At 64.0% G+C, this 16,134-nt stretch carries 19 protein-coding genes; 7 read left to right on the forward strand and 12 right to left on the reverse strand.

Translation table 11 applies throughout. The annotated features are described in order from the left end of the window. Positions 1–60 precede the first annotated feature (60 nt). Entirely contained in the window at positions 61–297 is a 237-nt protein-coding gene (locus FJ418_RS25340; RefSeq protein ID WP_140707547.1) for a hypothetical protein, read from the reverse strand. A gap of 126 nt (positions 298–423) precedes the next feature. After that, positions 424–1,653 carry a GNAT family N-acetyltransferase gene (locus tag FJ418_RS25345; RefSeq protein ID WP_140870308.1) on the reverse strand — a complete coding sequence of 410 codons (1,230 nt, stop codon included), beginning with the start codon at positions 1,651–1,653 and terminating at the stop codon, positions 424–426. A gap of 90 nt (positions 1,654–1,743) precedes the next feature. Here FJ418_RS25345 and FJ418_RS25350 point away from each other — a divergent pair, with 90 nt between their 5' ends. Beyond that, a complete protein-coding gene (locus FJ418_RS25350) occupies positions 1,744–2,802 on the forward strand; it encodes a polysaccharide deacetylase family protein (RefSeq protein WP_140870311.1) in 1,059 nt (352 codons plus the stop codon). A 13-nt stretch (positions 2,803–2,815) separates the two neighbouring features. On the opposite strand, the gene FJ418_RS25355 is transcribed toward FJ418_RS25350, so the two are convergent. Then, positions 2,816–3,220, reverse strand: a complete 405-nt coding sequence (locus tag FJ418_RS25355) for a hypothetical protein (protein WP_140870314.1) — start codon at positions 3,218–3,220, stop codon at positions 2,816–2,818. Between the two features lie 100 nt (positions 3,221–3,320). Further along, on the reverse strand, positions 3,321–3,536 hold the full coding sequence (locus tag FJ418_RS25360; protein WP_140870317.1) for a DUF2842 domain-containing protein: 216 nt from the start codon (positions 3,534–3,536) through the stop codon (positions 3,321–3,323). Positions 3,537–3,687: 151 nt separating this feature from the next. Here FJ418_RS25360 and FJ418_RS25365 point away from each other — a divergent pair, with 151 nt between their 5' ends. After that, positions 3,688–4,779, forward strand: a complete 1,092-nt coding sequence (locus FJ418_RS25365; protein WP_140870320.1) for a COX15/CtaA family protein — start codon at positions 3,688–3,690, stop codon at positions 4,777–4,779. 3 nt (positions 4,780–4,782) lie between these two features. On the opposite strand, the gene FJ418_RS25370 is transcribed toward FJ418_RS25365, so the two are convergent. The 4 genes from FJ418_RS25370 to speB all read right to left on the reverse strand — a co-directional run bounded on the left by FJ418_RS25370 (position 4,783) and on the right by speB (position 7,985). After that, entirely contained in the window at positions 4,783–5,097 is a 315-nt protein-coding gene (locus FJ418_RS25370) for a hypothetical protein (RefSeq protein ID WP_140785538.1), read from the reverse strand. Between the two features lie 84 nt (positions 5,098–5,181). Continuing rightward, complete coding sequence (locus FJ418_RS25375) at positions 5,182–6,015, reverse strand: aminoglycoside phosphotransferase family protein (protein WP_140870323.1); 834 nt, start codon at positions 6,013–6,015, stop codon at positions 5,182–5,184. 6 nt (positions 6,016–6,021) lie between these two features. Beyond that, a complete protein-coding gene (argC, locus tag FJ418_RS25380; protein ID WP_140870326.1) occupies positions 6,022–6,954 on the reverse strand; it encodes an N-acetyl-gamma-glutamyl-phosphate reductase in 933 nt (310 codons plus the stop codon). Positions 6,955–6,983: 29 nt separating this feature from the next. Next, positions 6,984–7,985 (reverse strand): agmatinase, encoded by a 1,002-nt coding sequence (gene speB, locus FJ418_RS25385; RefSeq protein WP_140641515.1) that lies wholly within the window; start codon positions 7,983–7,985, stop codon positions 6,984–6,986. 125 nt (positions 7,986–8,110) lie between these two features. Here speB and FJ418_RS25390 point away from each other — a divergent pair, with 125 nt between their 5' ends. Together FJ418_RS25390 and FJ418_RS25395 are read left to right on the forward strand one after the other, a co-directional pair. Further along, a complete protein-coding gene (locus FJ418_RS25390; protein ID WP_140855720.1) occupies positions 8,111–9,325 on the forward strand; it encodes an acyltransferase in 1,215 nt (404 codons plus the stop codon). Between the two features lie 166 nt (positions 9,326–9,491). Then, a complete protein-coding gene (locus FJ418_RS25395; protein ID WP_140870328.1) occupies positions 9,492–10,550 on the forward strand; it encodes a glycerophosphodiester phosphodiesterase family protein in 1,059 nt (352 codons plus the stop codon). A 200-nt stretch (positions 10,551–10,750) separates the two neighbouring features. On the opposite strand, the gene FJ418_RS25400 is transcribed toward FJ418_RS25395, so the two are convergent. After that, positions 10,751–11,623 carry an aldo/keto reductase family oxidoreductase gene (locus tag FJ418_RS25400; protein ID WP_140870331.1) on the reverse strand — a complete coding sequence of 291 codons (873 nt, stop codon included), beginning with the start codon at positions 11,621–11,623 and terminating at the stop codon, positions 10,751–10,753. A 95-nt stretch (positions 11,624–11,718) separates the two neighbouring features. On the opposite strand from FJ418_RS25400, the gene FJ418_RS25405 reads away from it, so the two are divergent. Next, positions 11,719–12,627 (forward strand): LysR family transcriptional regulator, encoded by a 909-nt coding sequence (locus tag FJ418_RS25405; RefSeq protein WP_140870334.1) that lies wholly within the window; start codon positions 11,719–11,721, stop codon positions 12,625–12,627. Between the two features lie 92 nt (positions 12,628–12,719). Here the strand turns inward: FJ418_RS25405 and rpsI are convergent, their stop codons facing one another. The 3 genes from rpsI to FJ418_RS25420 form a co-directional block, all read right to left on the reverse strand. After that, the gene (gene rpsI / locus FJ418_RS25410; protein WP_140855728.1) at positions 12,720–13,190 is read right to left on the reverse strand and encodes a 30S ribosomal protein S9; all 471 of its coding nucleotides are present in this window, start codon (positions 13,188–13,190) and stop codon (positions 12,720–12,722) included. Continuing rightward, positions 13,190–13,654, reverse strand: coding sequence for a 50S ribosomal protein L13 (gene rplM / locus FJ418_RS25415; RefSeq protein WP_140641527.1), 465 nt, complete (start codon positions 13,652–13,654; stop codon positions 13,190–13,192). The genes rpsI and rplM overlap by 1 nt, the downstream gene beginning before the upstream one ends. A gap of 229 nt (positions 13,655–13,883) precedes the next feature. Further along, a complete protein-coding gene (locus tag FJ418_RS25420; RefSeq protein ID WP_140870337.1) occupies positions 13,884–14,348 on the reverse strand; it encodes a PaaI family thioesterase in 465 nt (154 codons plus the stop codon). Positions 14,349–14,485: 137 nt separating this feature from the next. On the opposite strand from FJ418_RS25420, the gene FJ418_RS25425 reads away from it, so the two are divergent. Together FJ418_RS25425 and FJ418_RS25430 are read left to right on the forward strand one after the other, a co-directional pair. Further along, a complete protein-coding gene (locus FJ418_RS25425) occupies positions 14,486–15,307 on the forward strand; it encodes an enoyl-CoA hydratase (protein WP_140870340.1) in 822 nt (273 codons plus the stop codon). 44 nt (positions 15,308–15,351) lie between these two features. After that, positions 15,352–16,134 carry an AAA family ATPase gene (locus FJ418_RS25430; protein WP_140658520.1) on the forward strand — a complete coding sequence of 261 codons (783 nt, stop codon included), beginning with the start codon at positions 15,352–15,354 and terminating at the stop codon, positions 16,132–16,134.

Here is a 16,134-nt window from a genome sequence, read left to right on the forward strand (position 1 = left end):
CGCTACGAGAAAGTTATTTCCGCGTGGCCTTCCAAGGGAGAGGCAGAGGATTCGCGATTGTCACGGTGCGCGATCGGTCAGGGCGTTGGCCCCTTCCTGCCCGGCGCAATGCGCGCAGCAATAGATGATATCGCCCTGCTCGACGCCATGTCCCATGATCCGCACCCTGCAATGCGGGCAGATCGGCGCAAGCTTCTGGATCGCGCACTCGAAGCTGTCAAACGTGTAGGCTTGCCCGCCCAAGCTCACTAGGAACGCCTTGTCATAGTCGTTGCCGCACTGGTCGCACTTAGCCATGGCCATTCTCCTTCTGGGTGCGAAAACCTCTCGGCACTCGATAGGTTCCGTCGAGTCCCTCAGGGTCTCGGCCCGCTTGCCGCATCGCCCCGAAACGCGACGGCGACTGTGCGACTCTTACAAAGCCTAGCTGTCGTCCTCGGCTGCGGCAGGTGCAGCCTGTCCGACAGCCTTGCGGCGCAGCATCTTGGTCAACTTCCAGACCGTCGGATTGTTCTTGATGAAGGCCTTGGCCCGCGCGCCTTGCCGCATCGTCGTCGCCAATGCGCGGCCTTTCAATGTCAGCGGCGCAAGCACCTCGAAATGCTGGATCTCGAGATCGCACCAGAGCCGTTTGTAAGGCTCGTCGCCGACCGAGAAGTCATAGACCTTGAAGCCGAGATCGCAGGCTTCCTGGATATTGTCGAAGAACAGGAAGTCGCCGGGGCTGGTGAAGGCGAGATCGTCCTCGGCGATGGCGCCAAACTCGCAGATCAGCCGCTTGCCGGAGCGGCTGCAGCCGGTAACCGCGCGCAGTTTTCCCGCCACGTCCAGGCCGTGCAGCAGGAAGGACGGCTTTTCCTCCGTCAGCGCATCGGCAAACAGTGTCCGGAAGAAGTCGCGCACTTGCCTGTCGCCGAAGACATTGGCGATGCCCATCTTGGCGAAACGCACCTCCTTCATCTCGAGGAAGGCGTCGAGCAGCCTGTCGACCTCTTCGCGAGTGTGCGCCTCGATGCGGCGGAAGGTGCCGACCGCCTCGAACTTGCGCGTCTGCGAACGGTGCTTCTTGCGCTTGCGCTTGCCGCTCGCGCGCGACAAGAGCGCGTCGAACCCGCCGCCGAGATCGACCGCGAGCGCAAGGTTCGGACTTGGAAAGCCGGACAGCGCGGCGAGCGGGTTGGCGACGCCGTCGAGGTCGGGCAGCAGCCTTTCCAGCGAGATCAGGTCGATGTCCGGCCGCGTTCGGGCGACGACTTTGAACAGCGAGCGGATCGCCCGACCGTCGATAGCCGGCAGGAAACGTGGATCGGCGGCGGCGAAATTGCCGTTGGCGTGGCGCCCGCCGGCGAAACGGGCAACCTTGAATGGGCCGCGCCCTACGACTTCCAGCGCAAGCAAAAGCGCTGGACGGCCATCGCAGGTTAGCGTCGCGACAACCATGTCGGCGCCGGTCGCGGTTGCCCAGTTGTTTACCCAGGATGCGCTTTGCGCCGGCGCGAACAACGCCGAGGCGCAGAATTGAACGTAGTCGGCCAGCCCGGCGCCGTCTTTTGCGGTCGCAGTCCACCGACCCTGATCGGCTCGCATGGGTCGCGCGGAAGTCTCGTTGGCCGCGACCCGGTTGCCGTCAAATGACGCGGTGGCGTCAACCATCCCTCAATCCTTAAGACGTATTGGTTGCAACCTGGGGTTCGCATAGGCGAATGTCGTGCTTGAATAAGCCTAGGCGCAAAAGGTGAAGGAATGATCGACGGGGGCGAGGCAATCCGGAAACTGGCGCTGAACCTTGCCCGCTACTCCGGTCTCGCGCCTCTGGCGCGGCCATTTGTCGGCGGCATCGGCGCTATCCTGATGTTGCACCGCGTCACCGCGACACCGGAGAAGCCGAACAGCGTCAACCGGCATCTGAACATCGCGCCCGCCTTCCTCGACAGGCTGATCGCGGACATGAAGGGGCGGGGTTATGCCTTTGTTTCCCTTGATGAAGCGATCGAGCGCATCAAGACGGGTGGCAAGGGCGGCCAGTTCGCCACGATCACCGCCGATGACGCCTATCGCGACAACATGACCGAGGCGCTTCCGGTGTTGGAAAGGCACGGCGCGCCAATCGCCATCTACGTCGCCCCCGGCCTGATCGACGGCGCCGTCGATCTCTGGTGGGACGTGATCGAGGATATCGTCGACACCAGCTCGCGCCTGACACTGACTATGGCGGGCAAGCCGACGGTGATCGATTGCCCGACGCCAGGCAGGAAGATCCAGGCCGTCGCGCGGCTGAACGCCTGGCTGACCTTGGACGTCTCCGAGGAAGAGCAGGGCGCTGCGCTGCGCGAGCTCGCCCGTTCCAATGGGTTCAAATTCGGCTCGGGCCGCCCATGCACCTTGATGAACTGGGATGAGCTTCGCACCATGGCCGCGCACCCGCTGGTGACTATCGGCGCCCACACCGTCAATCATCGGAACTTGAAGCGGCTGTCCGAAGCCGATGCGCGCCATGAGATCGGCGACGTCCGCCGCATCCTGGCCGAAAGGCTTGGCGAGGAGCCGCGTCATCTGGCCTACCCCTATGGCTATGCCAGCGCCGTCGGTTGCCGCGAGGTTGGCTTTGCCCGCGACGCAGGCTATGCCTCGGCGGTGACCACGCGGCATGGTGTGCTGCGCCCCGAGCATGCCGGCTTCCTGCACGCGTTGCCGCGCATCTCCGTCAATGGCCGCTACCAGAGCGTGGCGCATATCCGCACCATGCTTTCCGGCATCACCACGCCGCTCGCCAATGCGGGCAAGATGGTCGTTACGATATAGGCCTGCGCCTTGATCAGCACTTATGGAAATAACGGTAGGTGTCGGGCGCGCTCATCCATTTGAGCTGCGTTTCAAGCCCGCCATGCGCCTTGATCCAGCCTCTGATGTCGGATGCGTAGGCCTTCCACAACAAGTCGGTCATGTCGGGCCGGTGCGCCAGATGGAAGCCGAAGCTCGCCGACGGCGTCACGCAGATGCGACTGCGTGGAATATAGCCGAGCAGCACGGTGCAGGCCGACTGGCATTTGCCGACGATGCGTACATCGGCGCCGCGCGCCGCGAGCTCCTTCCAGCGCTGGCTATAGGCGGCGACGCTGCCGCCGTGAGCGTCCGAGACATTGATGGTTTCCGCTGTCGCGATCGAAGCGGCGAGCGAGCCGGTCAGAACGATCAGCCCCGCGAACATGGCCCTCAGCATGTCGAGCCTCCCTGCCGAGTTATGAACGAGGCAGGGTAGGCGCGCACCCGATCACGTCTGAATCACATTCGTGTTTTTGCTTGCCCGGCGCCGGCGAGGCTCAGCCCTTCGGGCGCGGCTCGATGATCAGCCATTTGATGATGGCCACGGCCGGCAGAACCCAGAGAAAGCCGCTGAGCAGGAAGAAGAGGAGATGCGCCGTCGGCCCGTATTCGGCGAGCCTAGTGACCGCGACGGCCGACGCGATCAGCGCGTAGATGACGACCAGCGCCACCAGCAATATGGTTCCGATCAGCTTTTTCAGGCGAATGGGCATGTCGCGGTTCCGTTGACTCGCTCCGCTTAGGCCGAATGAAGAAAGCGCGCAACCGTCGCGGCCCGGCGCGACGGCGTGCCGCGCTGTCCGGTCTTGCCAGTTGGGCGGCCTTGGTCCACCACTTCAGCCTTTCAACCACTGGGAAAACGCTATGGCTGCCATCACCGCCACGGCCCCCTATGCCGCCCGCGACCGCGACCTCCAGAACCGCGCACTGGTGCGTGGCTGGCTTTACGTCGTGCTGCTCGTGTTGTTCGCGCTGGTGCTTGTCGGCGGCTCCACTCGGCTCACCGGCTCGGGGCTGTCGATCACTGAGTGGCAGCCGATTCACGGCGTCATCCCGCCGCTCAACGACGTCGAATGGCAGGAAGAGTTCCAGCGCTACCAGCAGATCCCGCAATATACAGAGATCAACAAGGGCATGAGCGTCCAGGACTTCAAGTCGATCTTCTGGTGGGAATGGGCGCACCGCATCCTGGCGCGCAGCGTCGGCGTGGTCTTTGCCTTGCCGCTGCTGTTCTTCTGGGCGACGCGCCGCATCGAACGAGGCCTTGGACGGAAGCTCGTCGGCATCCTTCTGCTTGGCGGACTGCAGGGCGCAATCGGCTGGTGGATGGTGGCTTCCGGCCTGGCCGACCGCGTCTCGGTCAGCCAGTACCGGCTGGCGACGCACCTGACGCTTGCCGCGCTGATCTTCACCGCGACGATGGTGGTCGCGCGCGGGCTGGCGCCGCATTCGGAGTCCGCCGCCGACCGGTCGACGCAGCGGCTCGCCGGCTTCATCGTGCTTCTCGCGCTGGTCCAGATCTACCTTGGCGGGCTGGTCGCCGGGCTGCACGCCGGCCTTTCCTACAACACATGGCCGCTGATGGATGGAAAGGTGATCCCGTCCGATCTGCTTCTCCTGAAGCCCGCCTGGCTGAACTTCTTCGAAAATCCGAAGACGGTTCAGTTCGTCCACCGGCTGGGCGCCTATACCATCTTTGCCGTGGCGCTCTGGCATATGATCGCGACGTGGCGGCGCCAGCCCGGCACCACCCACGCCCGCCGGGCCACGCTTCTGTTCGCGCTGGTGGTGGTCCAGGCCTCGATCGGCATCGGCACGCTCTTGATGCAGGTGCCGCTGCACATGGCGTTGACGCATCAGGCGATCGCGCTTGTGTTGCTCGGCTTCGCCGCCGCGCATTGGCGCGGCACCAAGGGCGCTTACCCGCTGCCGACGGAGATTACCGTCAAGAGCTGACGGTCACATCGAGAACAGGTGCGACTGCGTCGTCGGCTCGTTGTCGAATTCGGCCTGGCGGGCAGCGGCGGCGGACGTCGTCGACTGGTCCTGATCGGCCTTTTTCGCGTCGGCCGCCTTGAGCGCGGCGAGCTTGGCCTCCAGCGCCGCGATCTGCTGCTGCAGCCTGGCGGCGTCGACCTGATCCTGAGCCGCCTTGGCTTGATCTTCCAGAGCCTGGATCTGCTTTTCGAGGTCGGCCTCCTGGGCCTCGCTGTCGGACGAGGTGGACGAAGAGTATTGCACCGCTTGGACGGAGCTGGAGATCGCGCTGACCATGGGAATTCCTTTGAGGAGGGCCGACTCCATCAATAGCCGATCATGGTGAATCGGCGGTTACCGCGGTCGCTCCTGCCTCGGTGATCAGAATTGCGACCGAACCTTTCGAACTGCTTCGGCCACGGCCAGCTCGCGGTCCTCGTCAACCGCATTTTTGTCCTCGCGATGCCACGCGGCCGACAGGCAGCCATAAGCGATCGCATGGTCGAGGATGGCGCGTGGCGACTGTCCGAGCGTTTTGCCAAATACCTCGGCCATATGGGCGGTTCGGCGCGGATCGAGGCAGAGATCGTCGCGGTCGAGCGGGTTGTAGAACATATTCGCCGCGTCGAAGCCGGGATCGCCAAGCACGCCCTTGGGGTCGATCGCCAGCCAGCCGCGCGGCCCGAACAGGATGTTGTCGTGATGGAGGTCGCCATGCAGCGGGCGGACTGCGTGCGGATCGGCAAGCAGCCGCTCGGCGATCGGCGCCGCGTCGACGTAAAGGGTCTCCCGGTCGGCATCGCGGTCGGCCCTTGCCGCCTTGAACAGGCTTGCGAACCTTTCCCGCAGCGGCTGCAGGTTCGATGGAGGCGCGTGCTCCGAAGGCGAGAAAAGCCTGGTCATGACCTCGGCGGCAATCGCCGTCGCAGCAGCGTCGCCATGCTCCGCAAGATGTTCGGAAAGCAGCCTGTCGCCGGCATATTCGAGCAGCATGCAATTGCCGTCACGGCCGAGCAGCCGCACCGCGCCTTCGCCGCGCCGCCAGGCGAGGTAATGCTCACCGCGCAACTCGTCCGCGACGTCGTCGAAGGGTTTCAGATCCTTGACGATTGCAACCGAGCCATCGTCCCGCACGACCTTCCAGATCCGGCTGGAAAAGGTCTCCGCAATGAGTTCGGGAGCGCTGACCTTCCAGCGCCCAGGGAATGCCTGCATGATCGCTCAGTGCTTGATGCCGAGCATCAGGTCGAGATTCTGCACCGCGGCACCTGACGCGCCCTTGCCGAGATTGTCGTAGACGGCCATCAGCAGCGCCTGCGCCCGCTCGTCGTTGGCGAAGACGTAGACCTTCATCCGGTTGGTGCCGTTATAGACCTCCGGATCGATTTCCGGCATGCGCTCCATATGCGTGTAGGGCGCGACCTCGACCACGCCGCCGTCGATCGACGCATAGTGATCGGCGATCGCCGCGTGAAGCTCCGCGCCTGTCGGCACGCGGTCGAGACCCCCGAGCTGAAGTGGCACCACCGTGATCATGCCTTGCGCGAAATTGCCGACCGCCGGCTGCATGATCGGGTCGTGCGACAGCTTCGCATAGGTGCGGAGCTCCGGCACATGTTTGTGCTGCAGCGTCAGCCCGTAGGGCAGGAACTCGGGCGCGTCCTCGCCCTTGCCGACATAGTCCTCGATCATTGGCCGGCCGCCGCCGGAATAGCCGGAGATGCCGTTGACGGTGATCGGGAAGTCGGCAGGCAGAAGGCCGGCTGCAACGAGCGGCCGCAGCGTCGCGATCGGCCCTTGCGGCCAGCAGCCCGGATTGGCGATGCGTTTCGCGCTGCCGATCTTCTTCGCCTGGTCCTTGTCCATTTCCGCGAAACCATATTCCCAGCCCTCGGCCACGCGGTGCGCGGTCGAGGCATCGATCACCTTCGTGGTGTCGTTCGTAATCAGCGACACGCTTTCCTTGGCCGCCGCATCGGGCAGGCAAAGGATCGCGACGTCGGCCGCGTTGAGGAATTCGGCGCGGGCGGCGGCCTCCTTGCGGCGTTCCGTCGGGATGGAGATGATCTCCAGGTCGCCGCGGTCGGCCAGCAGCGCCCTGATCTGCAGGCCCGTCGTGCCGTGTTCGCCGTCAATGAAGATTTTCGGTTTCATCGCTTGCCAAATTCCTTGCGATTCCAATGTCATATGCCGTTCGCGTGATTTACTGCTACATGATTGCCGTTGCTCAGTTCGTCGAGCCGCGCCTTTCGCTCCGCCAACAGGCCGAGATAGTGCATGGCAATGATCGATCCGGCGATCGCCGTTATATCGGCATGATCATAGGCCGGCGCAACCTCGACGACGTCGGCGCCGACGATGTCGATCTGGCCGAGCTGGCGCAGCGTCGACAGCATCTTGGCCGAGGAGGGGCCGCCTGCCACCGGCGTTCCGGTGCCCGGCGCGAAGGCCGGATCGAGGCAGTCGATGTCGAAGGTGAGATAGGTCTTCTTGCCGCCGGTGCGCTCGACGATCGCATAGGCGATGTCGGAGGCGCGCATTTCCTCGACCTCGTGGCCATAGAGGATCTTGATGCCGAACGTGTCCGGTGCATGAGTGCGGATGCCGATCTGGATCGAGCGATCGGGGTCGATGATGCCTTCATTCACCGCGCGGGCGACGAAGGAGCCGTGGTCGATGCGCTTGCCGTCATCGGGCCAGGTGTCCTGATGCGCGTCGAACTGCACGAGCGCCAGCGGCCCGTGGATCGCGGCGTGCGCCTTGAGCAGCGGCCAGGTGACGAAATGGTCGCCGCCGAGCGTCAAAAGGAACGCGCCTGATTTCAGGATCTTGGCCGCCTCGCGCTCGATCGTGCCAGGGGTCTTCTGGTGATTGCCGCTGTCGAGCAGGCAATCGCCATAGTCGACCACCGAGAGGTGCTCGAACAGGTCGCGCGAGAACGGATATTGCGGATCGTTGTCGAGGATCGCCGAGGCGCGGCGGATCGCCTGCGGCCCGAAGCGAGCGCCCGGCCGGTTGGTGACCGCGGCGTCGAAGGGAATGCCCCACACGACAGCGTCCGCGCCCTTCACGTCCTTCGTGTATTTGCGCCGCATGAACGACAGCGCGCCGGCATAGGTCGGCTCGAACGACGCGCCCGTCTTGGAACGGGCGGTGAAGGCATGGTCGATCTCGTTGTTCGCCATCAGGAATCCTCGGTTTTCATCGGGGCAGCCACAACTACAGAACCGGCACGCAACATGCCAGTCACAGCTTGCGGAAAGGAAGCGGCGCTCGGCGAGTGCCACGCCAACACAGGATCTGTATCATTATGGCTGAGACGGCTCTGCTCAACCTTGCATCCGCGCCCGCGGCGACCCGTGTCGGCACGGCGGCCGGCGCGCGCTTCCTGGTGCTGGATTCCTGGCGCGGCATCTGCGCGCTGCTGGTGGCGCTGTTCCACTTCCCGACGACCTCGATGGTATCGCAGAGCGCTTTTGTCGGCGGCTCCTATCTGTTCGTCGATTTCTTCTTCGTGCTCTCCGGCTTCGTCATCGCCAGCGCCTATGGCGGCCGGCTCGCCGGTCAGGGCGACCTTGCACGGTTCGCGCTCGTCCGTTTCGGCCGCATCTATCCGCTGCATCTCCTGATGCTTGCCGCTTTCGCCGGCTTCGAGGCACTGCGGCTCGTGCTGCCGGCGCTGCATGGAACGGGACCCGCGCCCTTCACCGGAGGCTTCGACCTGAAAAGCCTCGTCGCCAACCTCTTCCTTTTGCAGGGCATGGGGGTCGAGGATCATCTGAGCTGGAACGCGCCGAGTTGGAGCATTTCTGCCGAGTTCTTCACCTATCTGCTGTTTGCCGCCGTCGTCTTCACCGCCGGGCAGCGCGCATGGATATGGTTCGTTGCCGCCGCGGTGACGGCGCCCCTTTTCCTGCTTGCGGTCTCGACGCGTCATATGGACGTGTCCTTCGATTTCGGCTTCATCCGCTGCCTTTACGGCTTCTCGCTCGGTGCGTTGCTTGCCTGGTTTCAGCACGATTCCATTGCAGAGGCGCGACAGGCCTTGAGCGGCGGGGCGGGGCGCCTCGCCTGGACACTGGCCGAGTTGGCGATGATCGCTGGGATCGCGCTGTTCGTCTCCATTGCCGGCGCCAACGACCTTGGTATTGCGGCGCCGGTCGTCTTTGCGCTGGCGCTTTATCTCTTTGCCCATGAGGGCGGATGGGTCAGCGCCCTGCTGCGCAGCCGGCCGATGCTGCTGCTCGGCTCGCTCTCCTATTCGATCTACATGGTCCACATCTTCGTCCAGGCGCGCATGATCAATGCCGGCGGCCTGATCGAGCGCAAGCTCGGGCTCGGCATCGTCGGCGACCTGATGCTGCGCGGCGACCATGCGACCGGCTTCGGCACTGGCTCGCCTTGGGTCGGTTTCGCGGCTTTGATCGCCATGCTGATCGCCGTTATCGTCGCGTCCTGGTTCACCTGGCGCTTCGTCGAAATGCCGGCGTTGGCTTGGTTCCGCCGCCTTTCCAAGCGGATTTGACCCAAGCAATTCCGGGAAAAGTGTGAAGCGGTCAGGTTCGGCGACTTCGCCGTAGCCTTTCCGTCCGGAATTGCGCCAAACAAGAAAACAACTAGCCGGCTTCGTTCACCGGCCTGTCATGGGCGTCGCCTAACCGGGTTCCGACCCGGAACGGAGCGATTCCCCGATGCGAACACTCTGGCTGAGCCTTCTTCTGTCCATCGCGCTTGCCGCAATCTCCGGCGAAGGTTTAGCCGGCGAGACGCGCGCCGCGCAAATCCTCGACCGCTTCGAGCATGCCAACCAGTGGCGCGATCATGTGATGATTGCCGCGCATCGTGCCGGCAGCATGCAGGCCGGCAAGACGCTCTACGCCGAGAATTCGCTGGCCGCGGTCGAGGGCTCGATCGCGATCGGCGCCGAGATCGTCGAGGTCGACGTCCGACGCGCGAGAGACGGCGAGTTCGTCATCGTGCATGACAGCTGGCTCGACCGCACGACCACGTGCAAGGGCGAGGTGGTGAAATACACGCTTGCCGAGTTGAAGAAATGCCGGCTGGTGATCGAGGGCACGGGCGCCGTCACCAACGAGACGGTGTCGACGTTGCGCGAGATGTTGCTTACGACCAGGGACAGGATCCTGATCAACCTCGACAACAAGCTGGAGGTGACCGACCTGCCGGGCATGATCGCGGTGGCGCGCGATCTCGGCATGGCCGATCAGGTGATCGTCAAGGAGAACCTCTGGAATCGGCAGCGCATTGACGCCGCGAGCGCGGCGCTTGCCAAGGCCGGCGGCGGCTTCCAGTTCATGCCGATCCTCGCCGACGACGCTGTCCACGATGCAGCTTTCGCCGGCGAGGTCGACAAGGCGTTCGCGCCGCATGCCATCGAGCTGATCAACTGGCGCAACGGTGCCGAGACGCTGACTTCGACCGGCGGTCCGCTGTTCGGCAACCATACGCGGGCGGAAGCGGCCCGCGGCGACTGGCATCTCTGGGCCGATACCTACGCCATCATCAACAAACCGGGCGGCTTCCTTGCCGGCGGGCGCGGCGACGAACTCGCCGTCGCCGCCAGCCTGCCGCGCGAAGCCTGGGGGTTTTGGGTCGACCGCGGCGCCACCATCATCCAGACTGACGAGCCGAAAGCGGCGATCGAGTGGCTGACGGCGAACGGTTATCGGGTGCCTTATCCGACGGAGAGCAAGCAGGCTGAGCCGGCGCATACGGCGAGTATTAATTAGAGCGCGCTGGCGCTTCACCCCACCCGGCGCTTCGCGCCGACCTCCCCATCGAGGGGAGATAGAGCGTCGTGCGAACTCCTCTTCGCTACGCCTGCGAAGTCGATGAGATTAAGCGGACCTTCGAACGTATGGCTCGGCGCCCTACCTCCCCTTGATGGGGAGGTCGCGCCGCAGGCGCGGGCGGGGTGATAGCGCCGACCTCACGCCGCTTTCGCCACGCCCTCCAACGCCCGCAGCACATCCGCCGACAGCTCCAGCTCCGCCGCAGCAAGATTCTCCCGCAGATGCCCGACCGACGATGTGCCCGGGATCAGCAGGATGTTGGGCGAGCGCTGCAGCAGCCACGCCAGCGCCACCTGCATCGGCGTCGCGCCAAGCCGTTCGGCGACCCCCGACAGCGTCGACGATTGCAGCGGGCTGAATCCGCCGAGCGGGAAGAACGGCACATAGGCCGTGCCGTCGCGCGCCAGTTCATCGATCAGCGCGTCGTCGTCCCGGTGCGCCAGATTGTACTGGTTCTGCACGCAGACGATGTCGCAGATCCTGCGGCCTTCCGCGATCTGCGCGCGGGTAACGTTGCTCAAGCCGATATGGCGCACCAAGCCCTTGCGCTGAAGTTCGGCAAGAGCAGCCAGGGGCGCCTCGATCGAGCCTTCCGCCGGGCCATGGGTGTCGAACATGATGCGCAGATTGACCACTTCGATCGCGTCGAGCCCGAGATTGCGAAGATTATCGTGCACGGCCTGCGTCAGTTCCTCGGGCGAGTAGGCCGGCAGCCACGAGGCATCGCTTCCGCGGCGGGCGCCGATCTTGGTGACGATGACGAGGTCGTCGGAGTAAGGCGCCAGCGCCTCGCGGATCAGCTTGTTGGTGACGTGAGGGCCATAATAATCGCTGGTGTCGATATGGTTCACGCCTTGCGCCACCGCTTCGCGCAGCACGGCGATCGCCGCGTCATGGTCCTTCGGCGGACCGAACACGCCTTTGCCCGCAAGCTGCATGGCGCCATAGCCGATGCGATGAACGGAGCGGTCGCCGAGTTTGTAAGTGCCGGATTTGTCTACGCTGGACATCGTGGTTCTCCTTCGCTGTCGGCGACGGAGATAGGACATGGCCGCTGTCCCGATAACCGGGTATAACCAGCACGACCTGTGCGGAACTAAGAACAATGGCGGCTGATCTCAACGATCTCCAGGCATTTATGGCAGTGGCACGCGCCGGCGGCTTTCGCGAAGCGGCCCGCGTGACGGCGGGCAGCGCGTCCGTGCTCAGTGAAGCCATCCGCCGTCTGGAAACCCAACTTGGTGTGCGGCTCTTCAATCGTACAACGCGCAGTGTCGCCCTGACCGAGGCAGGCGCCAGCCTGCTAGCCCGGCTTGCCCCGGCGCTGGGCGAGGTCGAAGCGGCGCTTGATGTCGTGAACGGCTTTCGCGACCGGCCCGCCGGCACCTTGCGCCTCAACGTCCCGATCAGCGCGTCTCGGCTGGTGCTGCCAAGAATCGTTCCGGGATTTCTCGCTGCCTATCCGGCCATCCGGCTGGAGGTGATCGCGGAGGAGAACTTCGTCGATCTGCTGGCGGCCAGCTGCGATGCCGGCATCCGCTATGACGAGCGGCTGGAGCAGGACATGATCGCCGTGCCGATCGGGCCACGCGTCCAGCGCTTCACCACCTCCGCCTCTCCGGCCTATCTCGATCGGCACGGCCGGCCGCAACACCCGCGTGACCTGCTTGGGCATGCGTGCGTGCGCGGTCGCTTTCCGAGCGGGGTCATGACGCCTTGGGAATTCGAGCGCGACGGCGAGGTGGTGCGGGTCGATACCACGGGGCCATTGGTCGTCAGCATCGGTGGCGGCGTCGATCTCGCCATCGATGCGGCGATCGCCGGCGTCGGCATTCTCTGGCTCTTCGAGGACTGGGTGCGCCCGCATTTCGAGAGCGGCGCGCTGGAACCTGTGCTGGAGCCGTGGTGGCAGGAATTCTCCGGGCCGTTTCTGTACTACCCCGGACGCCGGCTGGTGCCGGCGCCGCTGCGCGCCTTCATCGACTACATCAAGACGCCAGCCGGACATTGGTAACGGAAAACAAAAAAAGGCCGCCCGGAGGCGGCCTTTCGGAAAGCTGGAACCCGTAACGCTTAGCGCTTGGAAAACTTGGCCCCAAGCGCCTCTTAGCGCTTGGAAAACTGGAAGCTGCGGCGAGCCTTCGCCTTGCCGTACTTCTTGCGCTCGACCACGCGGCTGTCGCGGGTCAGGAAGCCACCCTTCTTGAGCACAGTGCGCAGGCCCGGCTCATAGTAGGTCAGCGCCTTGGAGATGCCGTGACGCACAGCACCCGCCTGGCCGGAGAGGCCGCCGCCGATGACGGTGGCGATGATGTCGTACTGGCCGGCGCGGTTGGCCGCGACGATCGGCTGGTTGAGGATCATCTGCAGCACCGGACGCGCGAAATAGCTCGCGAATTCCTTGTCGTTGACGGTGATCTTGCCGGAGCCCGGCTTCACCCAGACGCGCGCGATGGCGTTCTTGCGCTTGCCGGTGGCATAGGCGCGGCCCGACTTGTCGAGCTTCTGGACATGCACGGGCGCGGCCGGCTGCGCGGCGACGGTGCCGAGTTCTGCGAGCGAGGAAAGCTCAGCCATTACGAAGCCCTCTTGTTCTTGGAGTTCAGCTTGGCCACGTCGAGCGTGACGGGCTGCTGGGCGGTGTGCGGATGCTCGGCGCCTGCATAGACGCGGAGATTCTTCATCTGGCGACGGCCGAGCGGGCCGCGCGGGATCATGCGCTCGACGGCCTTTTCGACGACGCGCTCGGGGAAACGGCCCTCGAGCAGCTGGCGCGCGGTGCGCTCCTTGATGCCGCCGGGATGGCCGGTGTGCCAGTAGTACACCTTGTCGGTGTACTTCTTGCCGGTGAACACCACCTTGTCTGCATTGATGACGACGACGTTGTCGCCATCATCGACATGCGGGGTGAAGGTGGGCTTGTGCTTGCCGCGCAGATGGTTGGCGATGACAGTGGCCAGACGACCGACGACGAGACCTTCGGCGTCGATCAGCACCCACTTCTTCACCACATCCGCAGGCTTCTGCGAAAAGGTAGCCATGGTTTTGCTCTCAGGTTGACCTTTCCCGTCCACGAGGGACAAGAGAAGGCGTTTCTTGTTGCTTGGATTGACGGGAGAGCCGGAGCCGCCCCGTCAATAACAAAACGGCGGCCGCTACGGGCCGCTGCTTCGGGTCGGCTTATAGGCGAGGGCGGCTGATGCGTCAAGGCAATCGAAAACGAGTTGCGCGGATAAAGTAAAGCAAAAACAATAGTTTAGTATAATGGTATTATTTTACCACATCGTTTTCCCGCTTCCTCGGGATCGAATAGGTGCCGGTGGCGTGCGCGACGGTGTGTCCGTCCGGGCCGGCGACGATATCGATGTCGAACACCATCAGGCTCTTGCCGAGCTTCAGGATCCGGCAATGGCCGTCGATCGGACCGGCTTCGGCCTTGCGCATGAAGTTGATGTCGAGGTTGACCGTCACCGACAGCGCGTCCGGCCCGGCGTGGCTGAGCACGCAGACGTAGCCGCCGATGTCGGCCAGCGTGAACAGTGCCGGACCCGACACCGTGCCGCCGGGACGCAGATGCCGCTCGTCGGCGTTCAGCCGCACCGTGCAGCCGCCCGGAAACACATCGATCGCCTCATAGGAGGTGAGATTGTCGTTGAGCTGCGGATAGACGCTTGCCATCAGCGCGTTGACTTCCGTCGCGTTGAGCATTGGCTTCAGATTGCTTTGGGTTGGCATCGGCGCGTCCTATATGAATGAGCAGCTCCGGGCGGTGCGCCTGGACCAAACGGTGCGACGGAGAAAACACGTCTCGCGGCTGTTCTTCAACCGGCAGCGTGCTAGTTCTGTTGCTCCATGAGCAAGAGGTTTTGAAAGTGGCCGAAGTCGTCGCCATCAAGCCCGCCGTCGCCGACGGCCCCGTTCTTGTCAGCCAGGACAAGGGCATCTTGCGCCTCACACTCGCCAACCCGCCGGCCAATGCGTTGTCGCTGGCGGCGATGGCGGCGCTGCAGGCTGAGTTCGATCGCGTCAAGGCCGACAGATCCGTGCGCGTCATCATCCTGGCGGCGTCCGGCAAGGTGTTCTGTGCCGGTCACGACCTCAAGGAAATGACGGCGCACCGCGCCGAGCCGGATCGGGGCAAGGCGTTCTTCGAAAAGACCTTCGCGGCTTGCGCAACCTTGATGCAGACGATCGTGCGCCACCCAAGACCGGTGATCGCCGAGGTCGACGGTCTCGCCACAGCCGCCGGCCTGCAGTTGGTAGCCAGCTGCGACCTTGCCATCGCTTCGCACGAGGCGAGTTTCTGCACGCCTGGCGTCAACATCGGCCTGTTCTGCTCGACCCCCATGGTGGCGCTGTCGCGCAACGTCTCGCGCAAGCAGGCGATGGAGATGCTGCTCACCGGCGAAACGATCGACGCCGCGACCGCCAAGGAGTTCGGACTGATCAATCGCATCGTGCCGCGCGAATATCTGAATCAGGTTGTCAACAAATACGCGCAAACCGTTGCTTCCAAATCGTCCTTGGTGGTCAGGACCGGCAAGGAAGCCTTCTATGCCCAGGCCGAAATGGGGCTCGCCGACGCCTATGCCTATACCGGCCGGGTGATGGTCGAAAACATGCTGGCGCGCGACGCCGAGGAAGGCATCGGCGCCTTCATCGGTAAGCGCAAGCCCGAATGGGCCGACGAGTAGCCGGTTTGAATGGAGCAGCGCCATCCCATCGCTGAAGGTTCGACGTGGCTGCCCGCAAGCAACTGACGCGGCTGAAAGCGCCCTATCTCAAGCGCATCCTGCTTGAGCCGTCGCGCGTCTCCGACTGGGAGCAATACCCCTGGAACTTGCCGATCTTCGGGGATCGCGAATTCGAGTTCGAATTCACGAGCGCCATCACCGTCATCGTCGGCGAGAACGGCACCGGCAAATCGACGCTGCTTGAAGCCATCGGCGCGCTGGCCGGCTATGACGAGGCGGGCGGCGGAAAAGGTTACATGCCGGTCGACCATTCGCGTGCTGTCGACAAAAGCGGTGCTGCACTCGGCGCCACGCTCCGCGCCCACTGGCTTCCCAAGGTCACTGCTGGCTGGTTCTTTCGCGCCGAATCCTTCTACTCCGTATCGCGTTATCTCGACCGAGCCGCACTGGATGTTGGGGCGGCGCCGCCCGATTTCCTGTCATGGTCGCATGGCGAGGGCTTTATCCGCTTCTTCGAGGAGCGTTGCCGCAGACAGGGCATCTACATTCTCGACGAGCCCGAAAGCGCGTTGTCGCCGACGCGCCAGATCGAACTTTTGAAACTGCTGCGGCGCATGGAGCGGTCCGGCACCGCGCAAGTGATCATGGCCACGCATTCGCCGCTGCTGATGGCATGTCCGAACGCGCGGCTTTTTCGCATCAGCCGCTTCGGCCTCGACCGCATCGATTTTCAGGACACCGATCATTTTCGCATGATGCGCGATTTCTGCAGCGATCCTGGAACCTTTTTGGAGGAGGCGCTGCGGGATGACGATGAGTTGCAGTGA

Origin of the sequence: Mesorhizobium sp. B2-8-3 (assembly GCF_006440815.1) — a bacterium.
Classification (GTDB): Bacteria; Pseudomonadota; Alphaproteobacteria; order Rhizobiales; family Rhizobiaceae; genus Mesorhizobium.